The sequence below is a fragment of the Micromonospora sp. DT231 genome (assembly GCF_049847025.1).
In the GTDB taxonomy this organism is placed as follows: domain Bacteria; phylum Actinomycetota; class Actinomycetes; order Mycobacteriales; family Micromonosporaceae; genus Micromonospora.
In genome coordinates, this window is sequence record NZ_JBNCNO010000010.1 from 115671 (window position 1) to 133464 (window position 17794).

The window sequence follows — 17794 nt, forward strand, 5'->3', positions numbered from 1 at the left end:
GGCTCCGCGCGGGGCGGCTCCGCGTGCGGCGGCTCCGCGTGCGGTAGCGGCGACGCGGCGGCGTCCCGTTGACCCCGCGCGGGTGGGCGTTGCTGACACTGGCCGGGTTGACCATCGCGCTGGTCGTGACCGCCGCGCTGTTCATCCCGTGGCACCGACCGCCGGCCCCGCGGGCCGACCAGCTCGCCGCGCTGGGTGACCTGCCGGCCGAGCAGGTGGCCAAGGGGCGGGAGTTCCGGGCCGCGCTGCGCCCCGGCGGTTACACCGCGCTCGCCGTGGGGCTGCTCGTCGCTCTCGCGCTCGGGCTGACCCCGCTGGGCGGTCGCCTGGTCGAGCTGGTGGGCCGGCCGTTCGGGGGGCACTGGATCGCGCAGGCGGTGCTCGGCGGGCTGGCCGTGATGCTCGTCGCCGACCTGGTGACGTTGCCGTTCGCCGCCTGGCGCCAGAGCGTGCTCACCCGCTACGGGTTGAGCACCAACGGCTGGAGTGGCTGGGCGGTCGACCTGCTCAAGTCGTACGCGGTCAGCGCGGTGATCGGGGCGGTGGCGCTTGTCGGCTTCTACGCGGTGATCCGGTTCGCGCCGCGCTGGTGGTGGGCGTTCGGCGCGGCGGGTGCCGCTCTGCTCGTGGTGCTGCTGTCGTTCGTGTTGCCGGTGCTTGTGGAGCCGGTCTTCAACAAGTTCACCCCGATGGACCAGGGCCCGCTGCGTACCGAGCTGATGAGCATGGCCGCCCGCGACGGGGTGCCGGTGCGCGACGTGCTGGTCGCCGACGCGTCCCGGCGCACCAAGGCGGTGAACGCGTACGTCTCCGGTCTCGGACCGACCCGGCGGGTCGTCGTCTACGACACGCTGCTGCGCGAGGCGACCCCGGCCGAGGTGACCGCCGTGGTGGCGCACGAGTTGGGGCACGCGAAGGACTCCGACGTGACGGTGGGCACGTTGACCGGTGCGCTGGGTACCGCCGCCGCCGTGGTGGCGCTCTACCTGCTCGGCTCGTGGGCGCCGCTGCTGCGGCTGGCCGGCGTCGACTCGGTCGCCCAACCACGCGCCTTTCCGTTACTGCTGGCGCTCGTCACGGTGGCCGGGCTGGTCGCCGCGCCGGTGCAGGCGCTGATGTCGCGACGGGTGGAGGCTCGGGCCGACGCGCACGCGCTCGCGCTGACCCGTGACCCGCAGGCGTTCGAGTCGATGCAGCGCCGGCTCGGGTCGGTCAACCTCGGCGACCCCGATCCACCACGCTGGGAATACCTCTACTCGGCCTCGCACCCGTCCACAGTCGAGCGGATGGCCGCCGCCCGCGCGTACGCCCGGGAGGCCGGCCGATGAGCCGCACGCTGCTGATCACAAACGATTTTCCGCCCCGCCCGGGCGGCATCCAGTCCTTCGTGCACAACCTCGCGGTGCGGCAACCGGCCGGCTCGGTGGTCGTCTATGCGTCGAGCTGGCGTGGGGCCGAGAAGTTCGACGCCGACCAGCCGTTCGAGGTGATCCGGGAGCGCACCCGGGTGCTGTTGCCCACCCCGTTGATCGCCCGCAGGGCGGCGCGGTTGGCGCGCGCGTACGACTGCGACACGGTGTGGTTCGGCGCGGCGGCCCCGTTGGGGTTGCTCGCCGCCGGCCTGCGTCGGCGGGCCGGCGTACGCCGGGTGGTGGCGCAGACCCACGGCCACGAGGTTGGTTGGGCGGCGCTGCCGGCCGCCCGGCCGGCGCTGCGGCGCATCGGTCGGGGTGTGGATGTCACCACCTATCTCGGCGAGTACACCCGCAGTCGACTGGCCCGCGTGCTGGACGGGGTGACCGAGCTGCGCCGGCTCGCCCCCGGGGTCGACGTGGACACCTACCACCCGACCGTGGACGGCGAGCAGGTCCGGGCCCGGCTCGGGTTGACCGACCGCCCGGTGGTGGTCTGTGTGTCCCGGCTGGTGCCCCGCAAGGGCCAGGACATGCTGATCCGGGCGCTCCCGGAGATCCGCCGCCGGGTGCCCGAGGCGGCGCTGCTGATCGTCGGCGGTGGGCCGTACCGGGCGACGCTGGAGAAGCTGGCCCGCCAGACGGGTGTGGAACGGGACGTGGTGTTCACCGGCTCGGTGCCGTCGGCCGAGTTGCCGGCGCACTACGCGGCCGGCGACGTCTACGCGATGCCGTGTCGCACCCGCAACCGGGGCCTCGACGTGGAGGGGCTGGGCATCGTCTACCTGGAGGCGTCCGCGACCGGCCTGCCGGTGGTGGCCGGTGACTCCGGGGGCGCACCGGACGCGGTCCGTGAGGGGGAGACCGGTTACGTCGTACGTGGGCGCGACGTGGCCCAGCTCGCCGACCGGGTGGCCCGACTGCTCGCCGATCGGGACCTGGCCCGCCAACTGGGCGCTGCCGGCCGGGCCTGGGTGGAGCGGGAGTGGCGCTGGGAGGCGCAGGCGGAACGGATGCGGGCGCTGCTCGACGGTTGAGCGCGCGGCGTGGCGCCGACGGTCGGCCCGGTGACGTCGGGAGGGGTGTGGGGCCCCGGACGCTCAGCGGATGCGGGCCAGGATCCGATCGGCGGGGGCCGGGCGGCCGAAGTGCCAGCCCTGGCCGGCGTCGCAGCCGATCGCCCGTAGCCGCTCGGCCTGCCCGGCGGTCTCCACACCCTCGGCGGTGACCGTCAGGTCCAACGCGTGCGCGAGCGAGACCAGCGAGGCGAGGATCCGCTCGTCGGTGCGGCCGACCGAGGGCGACCGCAGGCCGGCGACGAACTCCCCGGCGACCTTCAGTTCGGTCACCGGCAGGTCCCGTAGATAGGCCAGGTTGCTGTAGCCGGTGCCGAAGTCGTCGATGGCGATCCGCACCCCGAGGTCGGCCAGCACCCGCAACGCGCGGACCGGCTCCTCGGCGGTGCTCATCATCGTGCTTTCGGTGATCTCCAGTTGCAGCCGTTCCGGCGGCAGGCCGGTCTGCCGCAGGAGCGCCCGAACCTCCTGCACCAGCCCGGGTCGGTGCACCTGCCGCACCGCCAGGTTGACGCTGACGAACGGGGCGGCGACGCTGCCGGCCGCCCACGCCTCCGCCTCGCGGCAGGCCTCGGCCAGCACCCAACCGCCCAACTGGATGATCAGGCCGGTCTCCTCGGCCAACCCGATGAAGCTGTCCGGACGCAGCACCCCCAGCTCCGGGTGGCGCCAGCGGACCAGCGCCTCGACGCCGACCAGGCTGCCGTCGCGCAGTGAGGTCAGTGGCTGGTAGTCGAGGTAGAACTCACCCCGCTCCAGCGCGGCGGGGATCGCCGCGGAGAGCGCGTACCGGGCCAGCTCGCGTTGGTTGCGCTCGGCGTCGTAGAGCGCCCAGCGCGCGCCGCCGGCGGACTTCGCCCAGTGCAGGGTGCTGTCCGCGGCCCGCATCAGGTCGGTGGGGTTGGCCCCGGCCACCTGCCGCTCGACGATGCCGATGCTCGCCGAGATCTGCAGCTCGTGCCCGTCGACGAGCGCCGGTGTGCGGACCGCGTCCAGCGCCGTCTCGGCCACCGCCACCATGTCGTCGGTGCCGCCGGTGCTTTGCACGAGGATGACGAACTCGTCCCCGCCGAGCCGGGCCACCAGGTGCTCACCCATGGCCTGGGACAGCCGTTCGGCCACCGTGACCAGCAGCCGGTCACCGACCTGGTGCCCCAGGGTGTCGTTGACGACCTTGAAGCGGTCCAGGTCGAGGAAGCACACCCCGACCCGCTGCGCGCCCCGGCCGGGCTCGTTGAGCGCCGCGGTGAGCCGCTCGGTGAACAGCGTCCGGTTGGGCAGACCGGTGAGCGGGTCGTGGGTGGCCTGGTGCCGGAACCGGGCCTCGCTGGCGCGCAGCGCCCGCTCGGCCTGCGTCCGGGCCCGCATGGCGGCCCGGCGGATCGACTCCTGCTCGTCGAGGGTGCGGTCGCGCAGCGCGCGGGCGTAGCCGGTCGCCACGGCCGCCAGCAGCCGGGCCATCCGATCTTCGACCTCCTCGGCCACCAACCCGAGGTCGCGCACCAACCGAAGCTGGATGACCTCGACGGTACGACCCAGCCCCTCTGCCGAGGCGATGTGCGCGGCGACCAACTCGGCGCCGACCCGGTGCCCGGCACGCAGGTCGAACGGCTCCGTGAGCAACGCCCCGGCCAGTTGCCCGGTGAGCCGGTCCAGCATGGCTTCCAGCTGGGCCTGGGTCATCGGCAGGTAGCTGGTGCCGGTGACCGCCTTCGCCCAGGCACGGGCGAACGTGCCCGGACGGGAGGCCGCCTCGGGCGACTCAGCCACCGAGTCGCCCGACGCCGCCCATGAAGACCGCGCGCTCGGCGTCCTCCGCGCTCTCCGGGGTGTCCGGTCGCCACTGCGGCACCCACACCACACCGGGGTCGAGCAGCTCGAACCCGTCGAAGAGCGCGGTCAACTCGGCCCGACTACGGACCCACAGGGGATTGTCGGTGCGCCGGTAGACCCGCTCCGCCTCGGCGCGTTCGTCGTCGCTGCGCCCGTCGTCGCTGGCCTGGGACAGCACCAGATAGCTGCCGGGGGCCAGGGCGTCGCGCAGCGTCCGCAACAGCTCGGCCGGTCGGTCGTCGTCCGAGACGAAGTGCAGGACGGCCACGACCATCACGGCCACCGGTTGGCTCAGGTCGAGCTGCTTGCGGACATCCGGGTGGGCCAGGATCGCCTCCGGGTGCCGCAGGTCCTCCTGCACCACCACCGCCCGTTCGTTGCCGGCGAGGATCTCGCGGCTGTGCGCCACCGCCACCGGGTCGACGTCCACATAGACCACACGTGATCGCGGGTCGAGCCGCTGGGCGATCTCGTGCACGTTGCCGACGGTCGGGATGCCCGAGCCGATGTCCAGGAACTGGCGTATCCCGGCCTCGGCGAGGTGATGCACGGCCCGGCGCAGGAACGCCCGGTTGGCCTGGGCCATCAGCGGCGCCTCCGGCACCGCCGCGACCATCGCCTGCGCCGCGGCACGGTCCGCGGCGAAGTTGTGCGAGCCACCGAGGTAGTAGTCGTACATCCGCGCGACACTCGGGCGCTCGATGTCGATGGTGTCGGGTGCCCAGTCCGGCCGCTGCATGCGATTCACCCCTCGGTTCGCGACGCGGGCGTCGTCGCCCGCGCGGGTATTGTGCACCCGCCACGCACGCCAGACCATAGCGTGCGTCAGGTTGTCCGCCGACGTCGGTCGATGCGCGACGGTCCGCGCTGGCCGAAGCCGGCGCGGACCGTCGGTCGTGAGGTCCCGCTGTGCGAGCGGGGGCAGGTCAGAACTTCGGCGCGTCCGGTGCTTCGAGCAGGCCGAGCCGCAGAGCGGTCATCAGCGCCTGGGCCCGGTTGGCCGCGCCGAGCTTCTCGTAGAGCTTCGAGATGTGCGTCTTGGCCGTGGACTCGCTGACGAACAGTTGCTTGGCGATGCCGGCCACGCTCATCCCGTCGGCGAGCAGCCGCAGCACCTGCCCCTCGCGGGGGGACAACTGCGGGCCGGACGGCGCGAGCCGGCGCTTCATCGCCTCGGCCAGGTCGGCGGCGGTGAACGCGCTGGGGGAGGAGGCGGCGTGCCGCGCGGCGGCCACCACCTCGTCGGCCGGGGCGGTCTTCGGTACGAAGGCACTCGCACCCGCCTCCAGGGCACCGAAGAGCTGGTCGTCGCCGGCGTACATGGTCAGCACCACGATGCCCATCGACGCGCTGGACTTGCGCAGCGCGCGGGTGGCCTCCAGGCCGCTGCCGTCGGGCAGCCGCAGATCCATGATCACCACGTCCGGCTGGAGGGCGCCGGCCTGGCGTACCCCCTCTGCCGCCGTGGCGGCCTCACCGACGACCTCGAACTGCCGGTCGCGCTCGAAGGCGTGGCGCAGGCCCTTACGAATCAGGTCATGATCGTCAACAAGGAGGACCTTGGTGCGGGTGGCCGGTGTCGGACTTGTGGTCATCCTCGGGTTACTCCCCTTCTGGTGCTGCGCTGTCGCGCACGTTATCTCGGCGGGACGAGGTGCCAACAACCACGGCCACGGTCGTGCCGGTGGGTTGCCGCGGCCTGATCTCCAACCGGCCCCGGATACGTTCCGCCCTCTCGGCCATGATCGCAAGACCGTACCGTCCGTCGGGGCGCTGGTCAGCCATCCCCTGACCGTCATCCGACACTTCTATTTGCGCGTACGGGGGGTCGACCTCGCACGTGACCCACAAATTCGAGGCGCCGGCGTGCTTGCGCGCGTTGGTCACCGCCTCCTGGGCGATGCGCAGCAACTCGGCCTCGGTGGCGGCCGGCAGCCGGGCGGTGGACTCGTCGAGCGAGAGGTGCACCCGCAGCCCGCCGGACGAGCCCACGGTGCGCGCGTACTCGGCGATGGCCGCGGCCAGCCCACCCTGCCGGTCCACCTCACTGCGCAGCTCGAAGAGGCTCAGCCGCAGCTCGGTGATCACCCGGGTCACCTCGCCGCGCAGCGTACGAAGGGCCTCGGCGGTCTCGTCGGCGTTGTCGAAGACGGTGGCCATGGCGTTGTCGATGCCGTAGCCGACCATCACCAGCTCCTGCGCCACCCCGTCGTGGATCTCCCGGGCCAGCCGCTGCCGTTCCTCGTTCGTGGCCAGCGAGCGCACCTCGTCGAAGAGCAGCGCCGCCTCCAGCCGCAGCGCGGCCGGGCGGGTCAGCGCGGTCACCCGGGACACCACCGGCGGCGGGTACGCGTGCGCGGTGTCCGCCTCCAGCACCACGAGCCCGACCGTACGCACCCCGGCGACCAGCGGAACGATGAGCGCGGACACGTCCGCGCCCCGGTGTGAGCGGGACTGCGAGCGCGCTGCCGTCGTGGCCTGTTGGCTGGCCCAGGCGTCGGCGATCGCCGAGTCCGCGTCCAGCGTCGTCTCCCAGTCCACCCGGTCGAGGCCGGCCTGGGCGAGCACCACGAGCCGGCCTCCGCCGCTGGCCGACAGCACCGCACCCCGGTCCGCCTTGGCCACCGTGCGCAGTTCCTCCAGCAGGTGCTCGGAGATGCCACCCGGGTCCAGGGTGGCACCGGGCAGCTGTCGGGCCACCGTCCGCAACTGGGTCAGCAGCCGGGTCGCCTCGGCGTACGGCTGGGGTTTGCCCTCACCGCGGACCACGAGCACCCGGTGCAGGGTGCCGGCGGCGTAGAGGCCCAGCGCAGCCAGGATCAGCCACTGCGCGCAGACCGCGAGGTAGCCCGGCTGGCCGAGCTGGAGCTCTCCGCCGACGGTGGTGAGCGCACCGCTGACCAGCAGGGTGGCGGCGGTGACCGCGAGCAGGGCGGCGCCCTCGCGGAAGCGACGGCGCAGCGCGGTGACGGTCACCGGGACGGCCAGGTAGGGCAGCACCGCCGAGGCGCCGAGCCCGGCGACGGTGCCGATCGACGCCACCGCGGCCACCTGGCTCGCGGCCAGGCCCAGCACCACCACCTCGGCCACCCGACTCAGCGGCGCGATCAGCCGGTGCTGTGGGGCCAGCAGGGACGGGAGCCCGGCCACCGCCAGGAGCGCGATCCACCAGAGTTGGGTGACGTGGCGGGTGGCGAAGAGGGTCAGGACGGCGACCAACGCCAGCATCACCAGGCGGGCGGCCGCGGCGAGGGGATGCGGGTGCGGTGCGGTGGCTGTGGATGCGGGCACGTGACGGATGGTAGTCAGCCTCGGTAGATGTCGGCGATGTCCGCCGCGTACGTCTTGTGGACGACCTGGCGCTTGACCTTGAGCGACGGGGTCAGCTCGCCGGTCGCCTCGGTGAAGTCGTGGGGCAGGACCCGGAACATCTTGATCGCCTCGGCCTTGGAGACCGCCTGGTTGGCGGTGTCGATGGCGGTCTGGATCTCCCTGCGCAGGGCCTCGTGCTCGCGGAGCTGCTCGACGGGGGTGTCGGCGGCCAGCCCGGCGCCCTCCAGCCAGGCCGGCAGCGCCTCCTCGTCGACGGTGACCAGCGCCGCGATGAACGGCTTGCGGTCGCCGATGACGACACACTGACTGATCAACGGGTGCGCCCGGACCAGGTCCTCCAGCACCGCCGGGGCGACGTTCTTGCCGCTGGCGGTGACGATCAGCTCCTTCTTGCGCCCGGTGATGCTCAGGTAGCCGTCGGCGTCGAGCTGGCCCAGGTCGCCGGTCCGGAACCACCCGTCGGTGCTGAGTGTCTCGGCGGTCGCCGCCTCGTTGTGCCAGTAACCCTGGAAGACCAGCTCGCCGGAGATCAGGATCTCGCCGTCGTCCTCGATCCGCACGGTCACGCCGGGCAGTGGGCGGCCGACGGTGCCGATCCGGGTGCCGGTCGGCAGGTTCGCCGCGGCGGCGGGGGAGGTCTCGGTCAGGCCGTAGCCCTCCAGGACCGTCACGCCGATGCCCCGGAAGAAGTGACCGAGCCGGGCGCCGAGCGGCGCGCCGCCGGAGATGGCGTCGCGGCAGCGCCCACCGAGCGCGGCACGCAGTTTGCCGTAGACCAGCCGGTCGAAGACCACGTGCTGGGCGCGCAACGCCAGGCCGGGGCCGCCCGGGGTCTCCAGAGCCTCGCTGTACGCGATGGCGACCTGCTCGGCACGGGCGAAGATGCCGCCCTTGCCGTCGGCCTCGGCCTTCTGCTTGGCCGCGTTGTAGACCTTCTCGAACACCCGGGGTACGGAGAGCACGAAGGTCGGCCGGAACGCCTGCAACTCGGCGACCAGGTTCTTGGTGTCGGCGCAGTGGGCCATGGTGGCCCGCGCCTGCACGACGCCGATCTGGATCAGCCGGGCGAAGGCGTGCGCCAGCGGGAGGAAGAGCAGGGTGGACGCGCCGGCGTGGAACAGGTTCGGCAGCACCGGCACCGCGTTGGCGATGTCGGCGTACATGTTGCGGTGGGTGAGCACGCAGCCCTTGGGTCGGCCGGTGGTGCCGCTCGTGTAGATGATGGTGGCCAGGTCGTCGGCGCCGACCGCCTTGCGTCGCCGCTCGACCTCGGCCAGCTCGACCGTGGCGCCGCTGCTGACCAGCTGGTCGACCCCGCCGAGGTCGATCTGCCAGACGTGGTCCAGCTCGGGCAGCCGGTGTCGGATGCCGGCGATCAGGGCGGCGTGCGCGTCGGTCTCCACCACGACGGCGACGGCGTTGGAATCCTCGATGATCCACGCGGCCTGTTCGGCGCTGGACGTCTCGTAGATCGGCACGGTGACCGCTCCGACGGTCCAGATGGCGTAGTCCAGCAGCGTCCACTCGTACCGGGTGCGGCTCATCAGCCCGACGCGGGCACCGGGTTCGATGCCGGCGGCGATCAGTCCGCGGGCCACGGCGGCCACCTCGTCGCGGAACTGCCGGCAGGTCACCTCGGCCCAGGTGGTGACGGTGCCCGTGGCACCGGGGGTGGGGCGGGCGAACTGGACGGCGTCGGGCGCGACCTCGGCGTTGTCCCAGACCGGATCGGTGAGGTTGGCCGCGTCGCCAACGGTGACGATCGGCGGGACGGAGAACTCGCGCACCTGCACTCCTTCGTGCTCGCACTGGCCGGTCGGGGCGCCGCCGACGGACGGTGGCTGTGTCGAAACCTACCCGGTGAGCACGGGCACACTGCTAGGGCCTGCGCTGTCCCGGCCCCCGCGGGCCCCGGCGGCGCGCGGGGGCGGCGCGGCGTGGAGCCGCTGCCCGCCGGGTAGCCTCCCCCCATGGCGGACTCCTCCACCCAGTCGATCATCATCGGCGCCGCACCGGATCGGGTGACGGCGGTCATCTGTGACTTCGCGGCCTACCCGGAGTGGACCGACGCGGTCCGCCGCGCCGAGGTCGTGGAGGAGTACGAGGACGGCTACGCCAGCCAGGTGCGCTTCACCATCGACGCCGGGGTGATGGCCGACGAGTACGTGCTCGCCTACTCCTACGCCGAGGACCTCTCCCGGATCGAGTGGCACCTGGTCGCTCCCTCGAAGATGCAGAAGTCCCAGCGTGGTTCGTACGACCTGGTGGGTAACCCGGACGGCAGCACGACGGTGACCTACACGCTTGAGGTCGACCTGTCGGTCGGCATGCTCGGGATGTTTCGGCGCAAGGCCGAGAAAATGATCATGGACACCGCGTTGAAGCAGCTCAAGCGCCGGGTAGAAGCAACCGGTGCGGCGCAGTGACGGGTCCGGTGGCACGGTAGAGGAGCCGACGGTGGGCGGAACGGATCCGGGTTCGGCCCGGGAAGAGGCAGAGCGGCTGGTCGCCACCCTGCTCGCGGGGGCGCGACTGGCCTCCGCCGGCTCGGCGGGCGGCGCGTTCGGCTCGTTGGGCGGGGTGCTGGCCGGTGTCCTCGGTCACAGTGCCGACCCGGGCGGCCGACCCGGCGCCGGCGGTGCTTTCGCCACCGGATCGGCCGAATGCTGCGTCTGCCCGGTCTGTCGGGGCATCGCCGCGTTACGCGACCCGAGTCCGGAATTCGCCGAACGCCTCGCGACCGGCGCCGGTGATCTCGCGGCGGGTGTCGCCAGCCTGCTCCGCGCCTTCTCCCCGCCGCAACCGTCCCCGACGAGCCCCTCCGGTTCGACCTCCGCGCCGACCCCCACGCCACCGTCGGCACCCGCCGCGAGCACCGGCGACGTGCCCCCCGAGCCAGCCCCCGCCGACCGGTTCGGCGCGACCGGCGACGAACACGTGTGGCGCGATGCCACCCGCAGCGGGCATGATTCTCAGCCGGCGCCGGAGCGGGATGTCTGGTCGGTCGCCACCCGGACGGCGGACCCACTCGCCCCGGCCGCCGTACCACCCGTCGACGACGCCGGGCCGGCGACCGTACCGGCACCGACCACTCATCCCGCGGTGCCCGCTTCGCGGGTGCCGGACGACACCGGGGCGCAGGCTCCGGGCGACGGCGCCTGAGCGCGGGACATCCCGACCCGGACCGGCATGCCGCCGGGACACGGGCCGGACAGCAGAGGGGAGCGGCAGCGGTGACGCTGACCATCGGAGTCGACGTCGGTGGCACGAAGGTGGCCGGCGGTGTCGTGGACGACACCGGCACGGTCCTCGTGCAGACCCGACGGGACACCCCCGCCGATGACGTCGGCAAGACCCGCGACGTCATCATCGAGCTGGTCGGCGAGCTGGCAGCCGGGCGGACGATCGAGGCCGTCGGCATCGGCGCGGCCGGCTGGATCGACGCCAGCCGCTCGACCGTGCTCTTCGCTCCGAACCTGGCCTGGCGGGACGAACCGCTGCGGGAGTACGTCAGCGAGGCCGTCGGCCTGCCCGTGATCGTGGAGAACGACGGGAACGTGGCCGCCTGGGCCGAGTTCCGCTACGGCGCGGCCCGCGACGCCGACGACTCCATGATCATGTTCACGATCGGCACCGGCGTGGGGGGCGGCATCGTCCTCGGCGGTGACCTGATGCGCGGCGCGCACGGCGTCGCCGCCGAGCTGGGCCACATGCTGGCCGTGCCGGACGGGCACCAGTGCGGCTGCGGCCGGCTCGGCTGCATCGAGCAGTACGCCAGCGGCAGCGCCCTGGTGCGCTTCGCCCGCGCCGGCGCCCGGCAGGAGCCCAACCGGGCCACCGCGCTGCTCGACCTGGCCGGCGGTGAGGCCGAGGCGATCACCGGCCCGATGGTGACCGCCGCCGCGCAGGGTGGCGACCCCGTCTCCGCCGAGGCGTTCGCGCAGATCGGCCGATGGCTGGGCACCAGCCTCGCCGACATGGCGCAGATCCTCGACCCGCAGACCCTGGTGGTCGGCGGCGGTGTGATCGATGCCGGTGAGCTGCTGCTCGGCCCGACGCGCCGCTCGTACCTCGACGCGCTCGCCCAGCGCGGTCGCCTGCCGGTGGCCGAGGTGCTCCCCGCCGAGCTGGGCAACAGCGCCGGAGTGATCGGCGCCGCCGACCTCGCCCGCCGGATCTGAGGCGGTCGGAGGTGGGTGTGCCGCTGCGCGTGGTGTCGTACAACATCCACAGCCAGCGCGACGACACCGCCGCGCTGGCGGCGGTGGTCCGGGCCGCGCGGCCGGACGTGGTGATCGTGCAGGAGGGACCGCGCCGGTTCCGGTGGCGGCAGAAGTCCGCCACGCTTGCCGAGTCGTTCGGCCTGGTGGTGGCCGCCGGCGGGCTGCCCGCACTGGGCAACCTGCTGCTGACCAGCCTGCGGGTGCAGGTGCGGGGCAGCCGGTGCCAACGCTTCCCGCTGACCCCCGGCCGGCACCTGCGCGGCGCCGCGTACGCCGACTGCCGGGTCGGCGACGCCCGGTTCACCCTCGCCGGCTCGCACCTGTCCACCGACCCGACCGAGCGACCCTCCCAGGCCGCCGAGTTCAAGCGCGGCCTGGACGCGGCGACCAGCCCGGTGCTGGCCGGGGCGGACCTCAACGAGGGTCCGGACGGGCCCGCCTGGGCCACCGTGTCGCGGGGGTTGACCGACGCCGCGGTGGCCGCCGACCGGGCCGAGCGGCTCACCTACTCCTGCGCCGACCCGCGCCGACGCATCGACGCGCTCTTCGTCGACCCGCGGATCACGGTCGTGGACTACGACGTCGTGGACACCGCGCAGACCCGCCGGGCCAGCGACCACTTCCCGGTCCTCGTCGACCTGCTGCTGCCCGCCACCGGCTGACCCCGACCCGGCGCGACAGTCGACGCGTCCGGCGCAGGACTGGACATCCGGCCCGGTAGTGGAGAGGATTTCGCGGCGACCGGCACGCCTGCCGTACCAAAAGGAGATGTCCCGGTGTCCACCTCCACCGACCACGGCCGGCCCGACCCGGAGGCGACCTCGCCCACGGCGAACAGCGAGAGTCGCCCGGTCTCCGACCGGGGCGACACGGTCTGCGTCATCGGGGCCGGGGCCAGCGGCCTGACGGCCATCAAGAACCTGCGCGAGCACGGGTTCGGCGTGGACTGCTACGAACGGGAGACCGGCGTCGGCGGCGCCTGGAACTGGCGGCACGACCGCAGCCCGGTGTACGCCAGCACCCACCTGATCTCGTCGAAGCCGTTCACCCAGTTCCCGGACTTCCCGATGCCGGACTCCTGGCCGGACTACCCGCACCACAGTCAGCTGCTGTCCTACTTCGAGCGGTACGCCGACCACTTCGACCTGCGCTCGCACATCTGGTTCGGCACCGAGGTGATCCGGGTCCAACCCGCCGAGGGCGACCGGTGGGACGTGACCACCCGCTCCACCGGCGGGTACGGCCCGGAGCGCACCTCCCGCTACGCCGCCGTGGTGATCGCCAACGGTCACAACTGGTCGCCGAAGCTGCCCCGCTACGAGGGCCTGGAGCAGTTCCGGGGCGAGATCATGCACGCCTCGTCCTACAAGGACCCGGCGCAGTTGCGCGGCAAGCGGGTGCTCGTGGTCGGCGCGGGCAACACCGGCTGCGACATCGCCGTCGAGGCCGCCCAGCAGGCGTCGCGCTGCTGGCACTCCACCCGGCGCGGCTACTGGTACGCGCCGAAGTACGTGCTCGGCCGCCCCGCCGACCAGGTGAACGACAGCCTGCTGGCGCTGCGCGTGCCACTGCGGGTGCGGCAGTGGCTCTACCACTGGACGCTGCGGTTGACAGTCGGCGACCTGACCCGCTTCGGTCTGCCCAAGCCCGACCACCGGGTGTACGAGACGCACCCGATCGCGAACAGCCAGCTCGTCTACTACGTGGGCCACGGCGGCATCGGCCCGGTGCCGGACGTCGCCCGGTTCCACCCGTACGCCGTGGAACTGGCCGACGGCCGCGAGATCGACCCCGAGGTGGTCGTCTTCGCCACCGGCTACCTGCCGCGCTTCGAGTTCCTGGACGCGTCGGTGTTCGCCGACAGCGCCGGGGCGGGCCGGCCCACGCTGTGGCTCAACGCGTTCACCCCCGGGCACCCGACGCTCGCGGTCGCCGGCCTGGTGCAGCCGGATTCCGGGTTGTTCACCCTGTCGCATTGGCAGATGGTGCTCTTCGCCCGCCTCCTGCGGGCCCGCCGGGACCGGCCGGAGCGGGCCGCCGCGTTCGCGTCCCAGGTGCGTGACCGGGCCGGGGAGCGATACTCCGGGAAGGTCAAGGAGAGCAGCCGGCACTGGTTCGAGGTCGGTCACGCCGACTATCTGCGCGCCGTCCAACGCGCCCTGGTCGACCTGGAGGGCAAGTGAGCGCGAGTAGCGAACTGCGGATCATGCGGGGCCGGGAGTGGTCGCGTCCGGTCCGACCGGCCCGCCGGGAGGTGCTCAGCGCCGTCCCCGAGGTGGAGGAGGGGCGAGTGCCGCTGCTCTTCGTCCCCGGTTTCGGGCACGGTGCGTGGGCGTTCGCCGAGCACTGGCTGGGGCACGCGGCAGCGCGGGGCTTCCCGGCGTACGCGGTGAGCCTGCGCGGGCACGGTGGCAGCGAGCCGGCGCCGGAGGCGACGCTGCGCGCGTACGCGCACGACGTGGTCCAGGTGGCCGCGGGCCTGCCGCGCCAGGCGGTGCTGGTGGGGCACGGCGCCGGGGCTCTGGTGGTGGCGCACGCGTTGGCCCGCTATCCGGCGCGGGCCGCGGTGTTGGTGGCGCCGGTCTTCGGCGGTTGGGGAGTGCTGGGTGCGGCGTTGCGCCGCAACCCGGGGGGCACGTTGCCGGCGGTGTTCGGCGGGCCGTTGCGGCTCAACCGGGGGCAGTTGTTCAGCCGCGAGTTGCCCGACGAGGAGGCCCGGCGGTACGTCGGCCGACTCGGCCGGGCGGGCCGGCGGGCGCAGTGGGCTCTGCTGGGCGAGCCGGAGGCCGAGCCGGCGGTGGGCGCCCCACCGGTGCTGGTGCTGGGCAGCCCGGACGACCGGGTGGTGCCGGCGTCGACGTTGACCCGGGTGGCCCGCCGCTTCGGTTCGGCCCCGCTGCTCTTTCCCGGGATGGGCCACGACCTGATGCTGGACGCGCGGTGGGCGGAGCCGATCGACGCGATCCTGGACTGGCTGGAGAAGGAGCCCACGGCGCACTGAGCACCCGGGCGCGCCGGTCGGGGTGCTCGCCGCCGCCGCGCGGCCGCCCGGCGGGTGGGTCGCGCGGCCGGCCGGCCCGGCCCGCTGCCGCGCGGCCAGCCGGCCCGGCGGGTGGGTCGCGCGGCGACGATCTTGGGGGTGGCTGCTCAGCCGCTCGCCGGGTGGGTGGCCGAGCTGGCGGTGGAGGTGGCGGGTCGCGGCACTCGAGCGGCGTCGGTGGCGTCCGGGGCGGCGGCGTCGGGACTGGCGTCGGTGCTGGTCAGGCGGCTGACCAGGGCGCCGCGCTCGTCCAGGGCGTGCAGGTAGGAGCGGGCCCAGGCCCGGATGTCGTGCTCCTCCAGGTGGGCGCGCATGGCTCGCATCCGGTGCGTGGTGTCGGCGGGGCTGGCCCGCAGCGCGGCGCACAGGCCCTGCTTGAGCCCCTCCAGGTCGTGCGGATTGACCAGGTAGGCCTGGGAGAGTTCGGCGGCCGTGCCGGCGAACTCGCTGAGCAGCAGGGCGCCCGTGTCGTCCACCCGGGCGGCCACGTACTCCTTGGCGACGAGGTTCATGCCGTCGCGCAGCGGGGTCACCGCCATCACGTCGGCGACCCGGTAGAGCGCGGCCAACTCGGCCCGGTCGAAGGGCTGGGTGAGGTAGTGGATCGCCGGCTCGCCGACCCGGCCGAACTCGCCGTTGATCCGGCCCACCTCGCGCTCGATCCGCTCACGCAGGATCTGGTACTGGCCGACGCGCTCGCGGCTCGGCATCGCGACCTGCACCAACACCGTGTCGCGGACCTTGACGTCGCCGCTGGCCAGCAACTCGCTGTACGCCTTGAGGCGCTGCTCGATGCCCTTCGTGTAGTCCATCCGGTCCACGCTGAGGATGACCTGCCGGGGGTCGCCGAGGTCCTGACGTAGGCGGCGGGCTCGGGCGGCCACGTCGGGGCGGGCGGCGAGCGCGCCCATCTCGGCGGTGTCGATGGAGACCGGGAACGCGCCGATGCGGACGACCCGGTCGTCGATGCCGATCCGCCGGTCGGTGGCCGGCAGATCCAGCACCCTGGTCACCAGTTGGGCGAAGTTGTGCGCCGCCTGCACCCGCTGGAAGCCGACCAGGTCCGCGCCGAGCATCCCGCGCAGCAGTTCGGCCCGGCGCGGCAACTGCATGAACAGCTCCGGCGGCGGGAACGGCACGTGCAGGAAGAAGCCGATGCGCAGGTCCGGACGGAGCGCGCGCAGCAGACCGGGGACCAGTTGCAGGTGGTAGTCCTGGATCCAGACCACCCCGCCCTGCTCGGTGACCTCGGCGGTCGCCTCGGCGAAGCGTTGGTTGACCCGCTGGTACGCCTCCCACCACCGCCGGTGGTGCTGCGGCTGCTCGACGGCGTCGTGGTAGAGCGGCCAGAGGGTCGCGTTGGCGAACCCCTCGTAGTGGTCGCGCAGATCTTCCGGGCTGAGCGCGACGGTGTGCATCCGGACCCCGTCGACGTCCGGTAGTGCGGGGGCCGGACCGGTGCCGCCGGCCCAACCGACCCAGGTCGCCGGGGTGTGTCGCAGGAGCGGGTGCAGCGCGCTCACCAACCCACCCGGGCTGCGCCGCCACTCGCAGGCCCCGTCGGGCGCCTGACTGTCGTCGATGGGGAGGCGGTTGGCCACCACCACGAGAGAACTCTGTCGCATCTCGGGCATTCCGATCAGCAGAGGACTGACCGCCACGAGCAAGGGAAAACCGGTCAGTCAGCGGGGGAAGTGACGTACAGCGGTATTCCTACTGACAGTAAGTTACACCACTGTTACGCCCCGGGCGGGTCGGAGCCGTCCCGGGATGCGGGCCAGGATCAGACGACGGCGCCGTTGTCCGGGTCGTCGTCGTCCTCGTCGCCGGGGCGCAACCGCCAGATCAGCGTGACGAAACCGGCCAGGATGCCGGTGAACCCGAACAGGGTGACCGCCGAGCGGTCCACCGGGATCAGCGACGGGAAGAGGAAGAGCACGAAACCGAGGACCACGCCGAGCACACCGACCACCGCGTACTTGCTGACCCGCGGCAGCGGCGGTGGCGGGGGCGGGTGGTAACCCTCGTCGTCCTCGTCGTCGGGCAGGTTGGCCCCGAAGGTGTCCAGCCCGTCGAGCAGCGACGGCTCGTCCGGCCGGGTGCCGCGCCCCACCGAGATCCCGGAGATGTCGGTGGCGGAGGGCAGCCGGCGGGTGTCGGTGGCGGTCGGACCCGGCTCGTCGGTGCCCGCGCGGGCCAGCGGACCGGCGGTCGGCTCGTCCCGGGCGTCCCGTTCGTCCACGTCCTCCGCGGCCGGCCACGGGTGGTCGCCGACGGTGGACGAGGTGTGGAAGCCGGCCACGATCCGCGCCCACTCGGCGTCGATGTCCGGTTCGTCGCGCGCCGGCGGCTGCTCCGGGGTGGTCTCGTCCGCGAGCTGGGTCAGATAGTCCCGTGCGGTGGTCAGGTGCGAGCGGTCGACGTAGAGCCGGTCGACCGGCCGGGCCGGCACGGTGGTCGTGCGGGTGACCGGGTTGAGGTCGGCCGAGGGCTGCAGGTAGGCGGCGATCCCGCCGGCGGCCAGCACGTCGAGCAGGTGCTCGCCGACGCGCGGATCGACGTCGCCGACGACGGCGTACTCGTTCGCGTCGAGCCCGTTGTCCCGCCGTCCCCGGCGGGCACCACCCGCTGACACCCGGACATCCCCCTTAAGCGCCTCACGGCGCGACCCTCGACGCCCGTCCGCACGCCGTGCTCTGAATCGTGACACGTCAGGGCATGGTTCCGGGAGTGCGTTGTGTCGCGTCTTCCAAAGTCACGGCTGCCGCCGCAGGTCGCGACCGGGGTTCTTTGTCCGTTCTTGCGCGAACAGCGCCATCTCGGTGATCGTTGGCGGCGGAGCGACCCGACACGCCGGGCACCGCGCTGCTGAGCTGC

The 17794-nt window shown here is 73.2% G+C and carries 15 protein-coding genes; 8 read left to right on the plus strand and 7 right to left on the minus strand.

Features of this window, described 5'->3' with window-relative positions; all coding sequences use genetic code 11:
* Positions 1-68: 68 nt before the first annotated feature.
* Positions 69-1328 (plus strand): M48 family metallopeptidase, encoded by a 1260-nt coding sequence (locus ACPXBU_RS24170; RefSeq protein WP_425759786.1) that lies wholly within the window; start codon positions 69-71, stop codon positions 1326-1328.
* Positions 1325-2449 (plus strand): glycosyltransferase family 4 protein, encoded by a 1125-nt coding sequence (locus ACPXBU_RS24175; RefSeq protein ID WP_393363539.1) that lies wholly within the window; start codon positions 1325-1327, stop codon positions 2447-2449. Before ACPXBU_RS24170 ends, ACPXBU_RS24175 begins: the two co-directional genes overlap by 4 nt.
* 63 nt (positions 2450-2512) lie before the next feature.
* On the opposite strand, the gene ACPXBU_RS24180 is transcribed toward ACPXBU_RS24175, so the two are convergent.
* The 5 genes from ACPXBU_RS24180 to ACPXBU_RS24200 form a co-directional block, all read right to left on the minus strand.
* Positions 2513-4171: a putative bifunctional diguanylate cyclase/phosphodiesterase gene (locus tag ACPXBU_RS24180; RefSeq protein ID WP_393364523.1), complete on the minus strand. Its 1659-nt coding sequence runs from the start codon at positions 4169-4171 to the stop codon at positions 2513-2515.
* Positions 4172-4250: 79 nt separating this feature from the next.
* A complete protein-coding gene (locus ACPXBU_RS24185; protein ID WP_393363536.1) occupies positions 4251-5060 on the minus strand; it encodes an SAM-dependent methyltransferase in 810 nt (269 codons plus the stop codon).
* Positions 5061-5247: 187 nt separating this feature from the next.
* Complete coding sequence (locus tag ACPXBU_RS24190; RefSeq protein WP_007072219.1) at positions 5248-5916, minus strand: response regulator transcription factor; 669 nt, start codon at positions 5914-5916, stop codon at positions 5248-5250.
* A gap of 7 nt (positions 5917-5923) precedes the next feature.
* Positions 5924-7612: a GAF domain-containing sensor histidine kinase gene (locus ACPXBU_RS24195; protein WP_425759787.1), complete on the minus strand. Its 1689-nt coding sequence runs from the start codon at positions 7610-7612 to the stop codon at positions 5924-5926.
* Positions 7613-7626: 14 nt separating this feature from the next.
* Positions 7627-9441 carry an AMP-dependent synthetase/ligase gene (locus ACPXBU_RS24200; protein ID WP_393363530.1) on the minus strand — a complete coding sequence of 605 codons (1815 nt, stop codon included), beginning with the start codon at positions 9439-9441 and terminating at the stop codon, positions 7627-7629.
* 183 nt (positions 9442-9624) lie between these two features.
* Here ACPXBU_RS24200 and ACPXBU_RS24205 point away from each other — a divergent pair, with 183 nt between their 5' ends.
* From ACPXBU_RS24205 to ACPXBU_RS24230, 6 genes are all read left to right on the plus strand, one after another.
* Positions 9625-10080, plus strand: a complete 456-nt coding sequence (locus ACPXBU_RS24205; RefSeq protein ID WP_393363527.1) for an SRPBCC family protein — start codon at positions 9625-9627, stop codon at positions 10078-10080.
* Between the two features lie 31 nt (positions 10081-10111).
* On the plus strand, positions 10112-10816 hold the full coding sequence (locus tag ACPXBU_RS24210; protein ID WP_425759788.1) for a hypothetical protein: 705 nt from the start codon (positions 10112-10114) through the stop codon (positions 10814-10816).
* 71 nt (positions 10817-10887) lie between these two features.
* Complete coding sequence (locus ACPXBU_RS24215; RefSeq protein ID WP_393363522.1) at positions 10888-11835, plus strand: ROK family glucokinase; 948 nt, start codon at positions 10888-10890, stop codon at positions 11833-11835.
* A gap of 17 nt (positions 11836-11852) precedes the next feature.
* On the plus strand, positions 11853-12539 hold the full coding sequence (locus ACPXBU_RS24220; protein ID WP_425759789.1) for an endonuclease/exonuclease/phosphatase family protein: 687 nt from the start codon (positions 11853-11855) through the stop codon (positions 12537-12539).
* Between the two features lie 114 nt (positions 12540-12653).
* Positions 12654-14060, plus strand: a complete 1407-nt coding sequence (locus tag ACPXBU_RS24225; RefSeq protein WP_425759790.1) for a flavin-containing monooxygenase — start codon at positions 12654-12656, stop codon at positions 14058-14060.
* 23 nt (positions 14061-14083) lie between these two features.
* Entirely contained in the window at positions 14084-14878 is a 795-nt protein-coding gene (locus ACPXBU_RS24230) for an alpha/beta hydrolase (RefSeq protein WP_393364520.1), read from the plus strand.
* 146 nt (positions 14879-15024) lie between these two features.
* Here ACPXBU_RS24230 and ACPXBU_RS24235 read toward each other — a convergent pair whose 3' ends face one another.
* On the minus strand, positions 15025-16542 hold the full coding sequence (locus ACPXBU_RS24235; protein ID WP_425759791.1) for an alpha,alpha-trehalose-phosphate synthase (UDP-forming): 1518 nt from the start codon (positions 16540-16542) through the stop codon (positions 15025-15027).
* 158 nt (positions 16543-16700) lie between these two features.
* Positions 16701-17552: a DUF308 domain-containing protein gene (locus ACPXBU_RS24240; RefSeq protein WP_393363510.1), complete on the minus strand. Its 852-nt coding sequence runs from the start codon at positions 17550-17552 to the stop codon at positions 16701-16703.
* Positions 17553-17794 lie beyond the last annotated feature (242 nt).

Excerpts from the sequence above, each read along its gene's own strand:
- ACPXBU_RS24175 (WP_393363539.1), top strand. The coding sequence starts at position 1,325 with ATGAGCCGCACGCTGCTGATCACAAACGATTTTCCGCCCCGCCCGGGC.
- ACPXBU_RS24180 (WP_393364523.1), bottom strand. The coding sequence starts at position 4,171 with ATGACCCAGGCCCAGCTGGAAGCCATGCTGGACCGGCTCACCGGGCAA.
- ACPXBU_RS24185 (WP_393363536.1), bottom strand. The coding sequence starts at position 5,060 with ATGCAGCGGCCGGACTGGGCACCCGACACCATCGACATCGAGCGCCCG.
- ACPXBU_RS24190 (WP_007072219.1), bottom strand. The coding sequence starts at position 5,916 with ATGACCACAAGTCCGACACCGGCCACCCGCACCAAGGTCCTCCTTGTT.
- ACPXBU_RS24205 (WP_393363527.1), top strand. The coding sequence starts at position 9,625 with ATGGCGGACTCCTCCACCCAGTCGATCATCATCGGCGCCGCACCGGAT.
- ACPXBU_RS24230 (WP_393364520.1), top strand. The coding sequence starts at position 14,084 with ATGCGGGGCCGGGAGTGGTCGCGTCCGGTCCGACCGGCCCGCCGGGAG.
- ACPXBU_RS24235 (WP_425759791.1), bottom strand. The coding sequence starts at position 16,542 with ATGCGACAGAGTTCTCTCGTGGTGGTGGCCAACCGCCTCCCCATCGAC.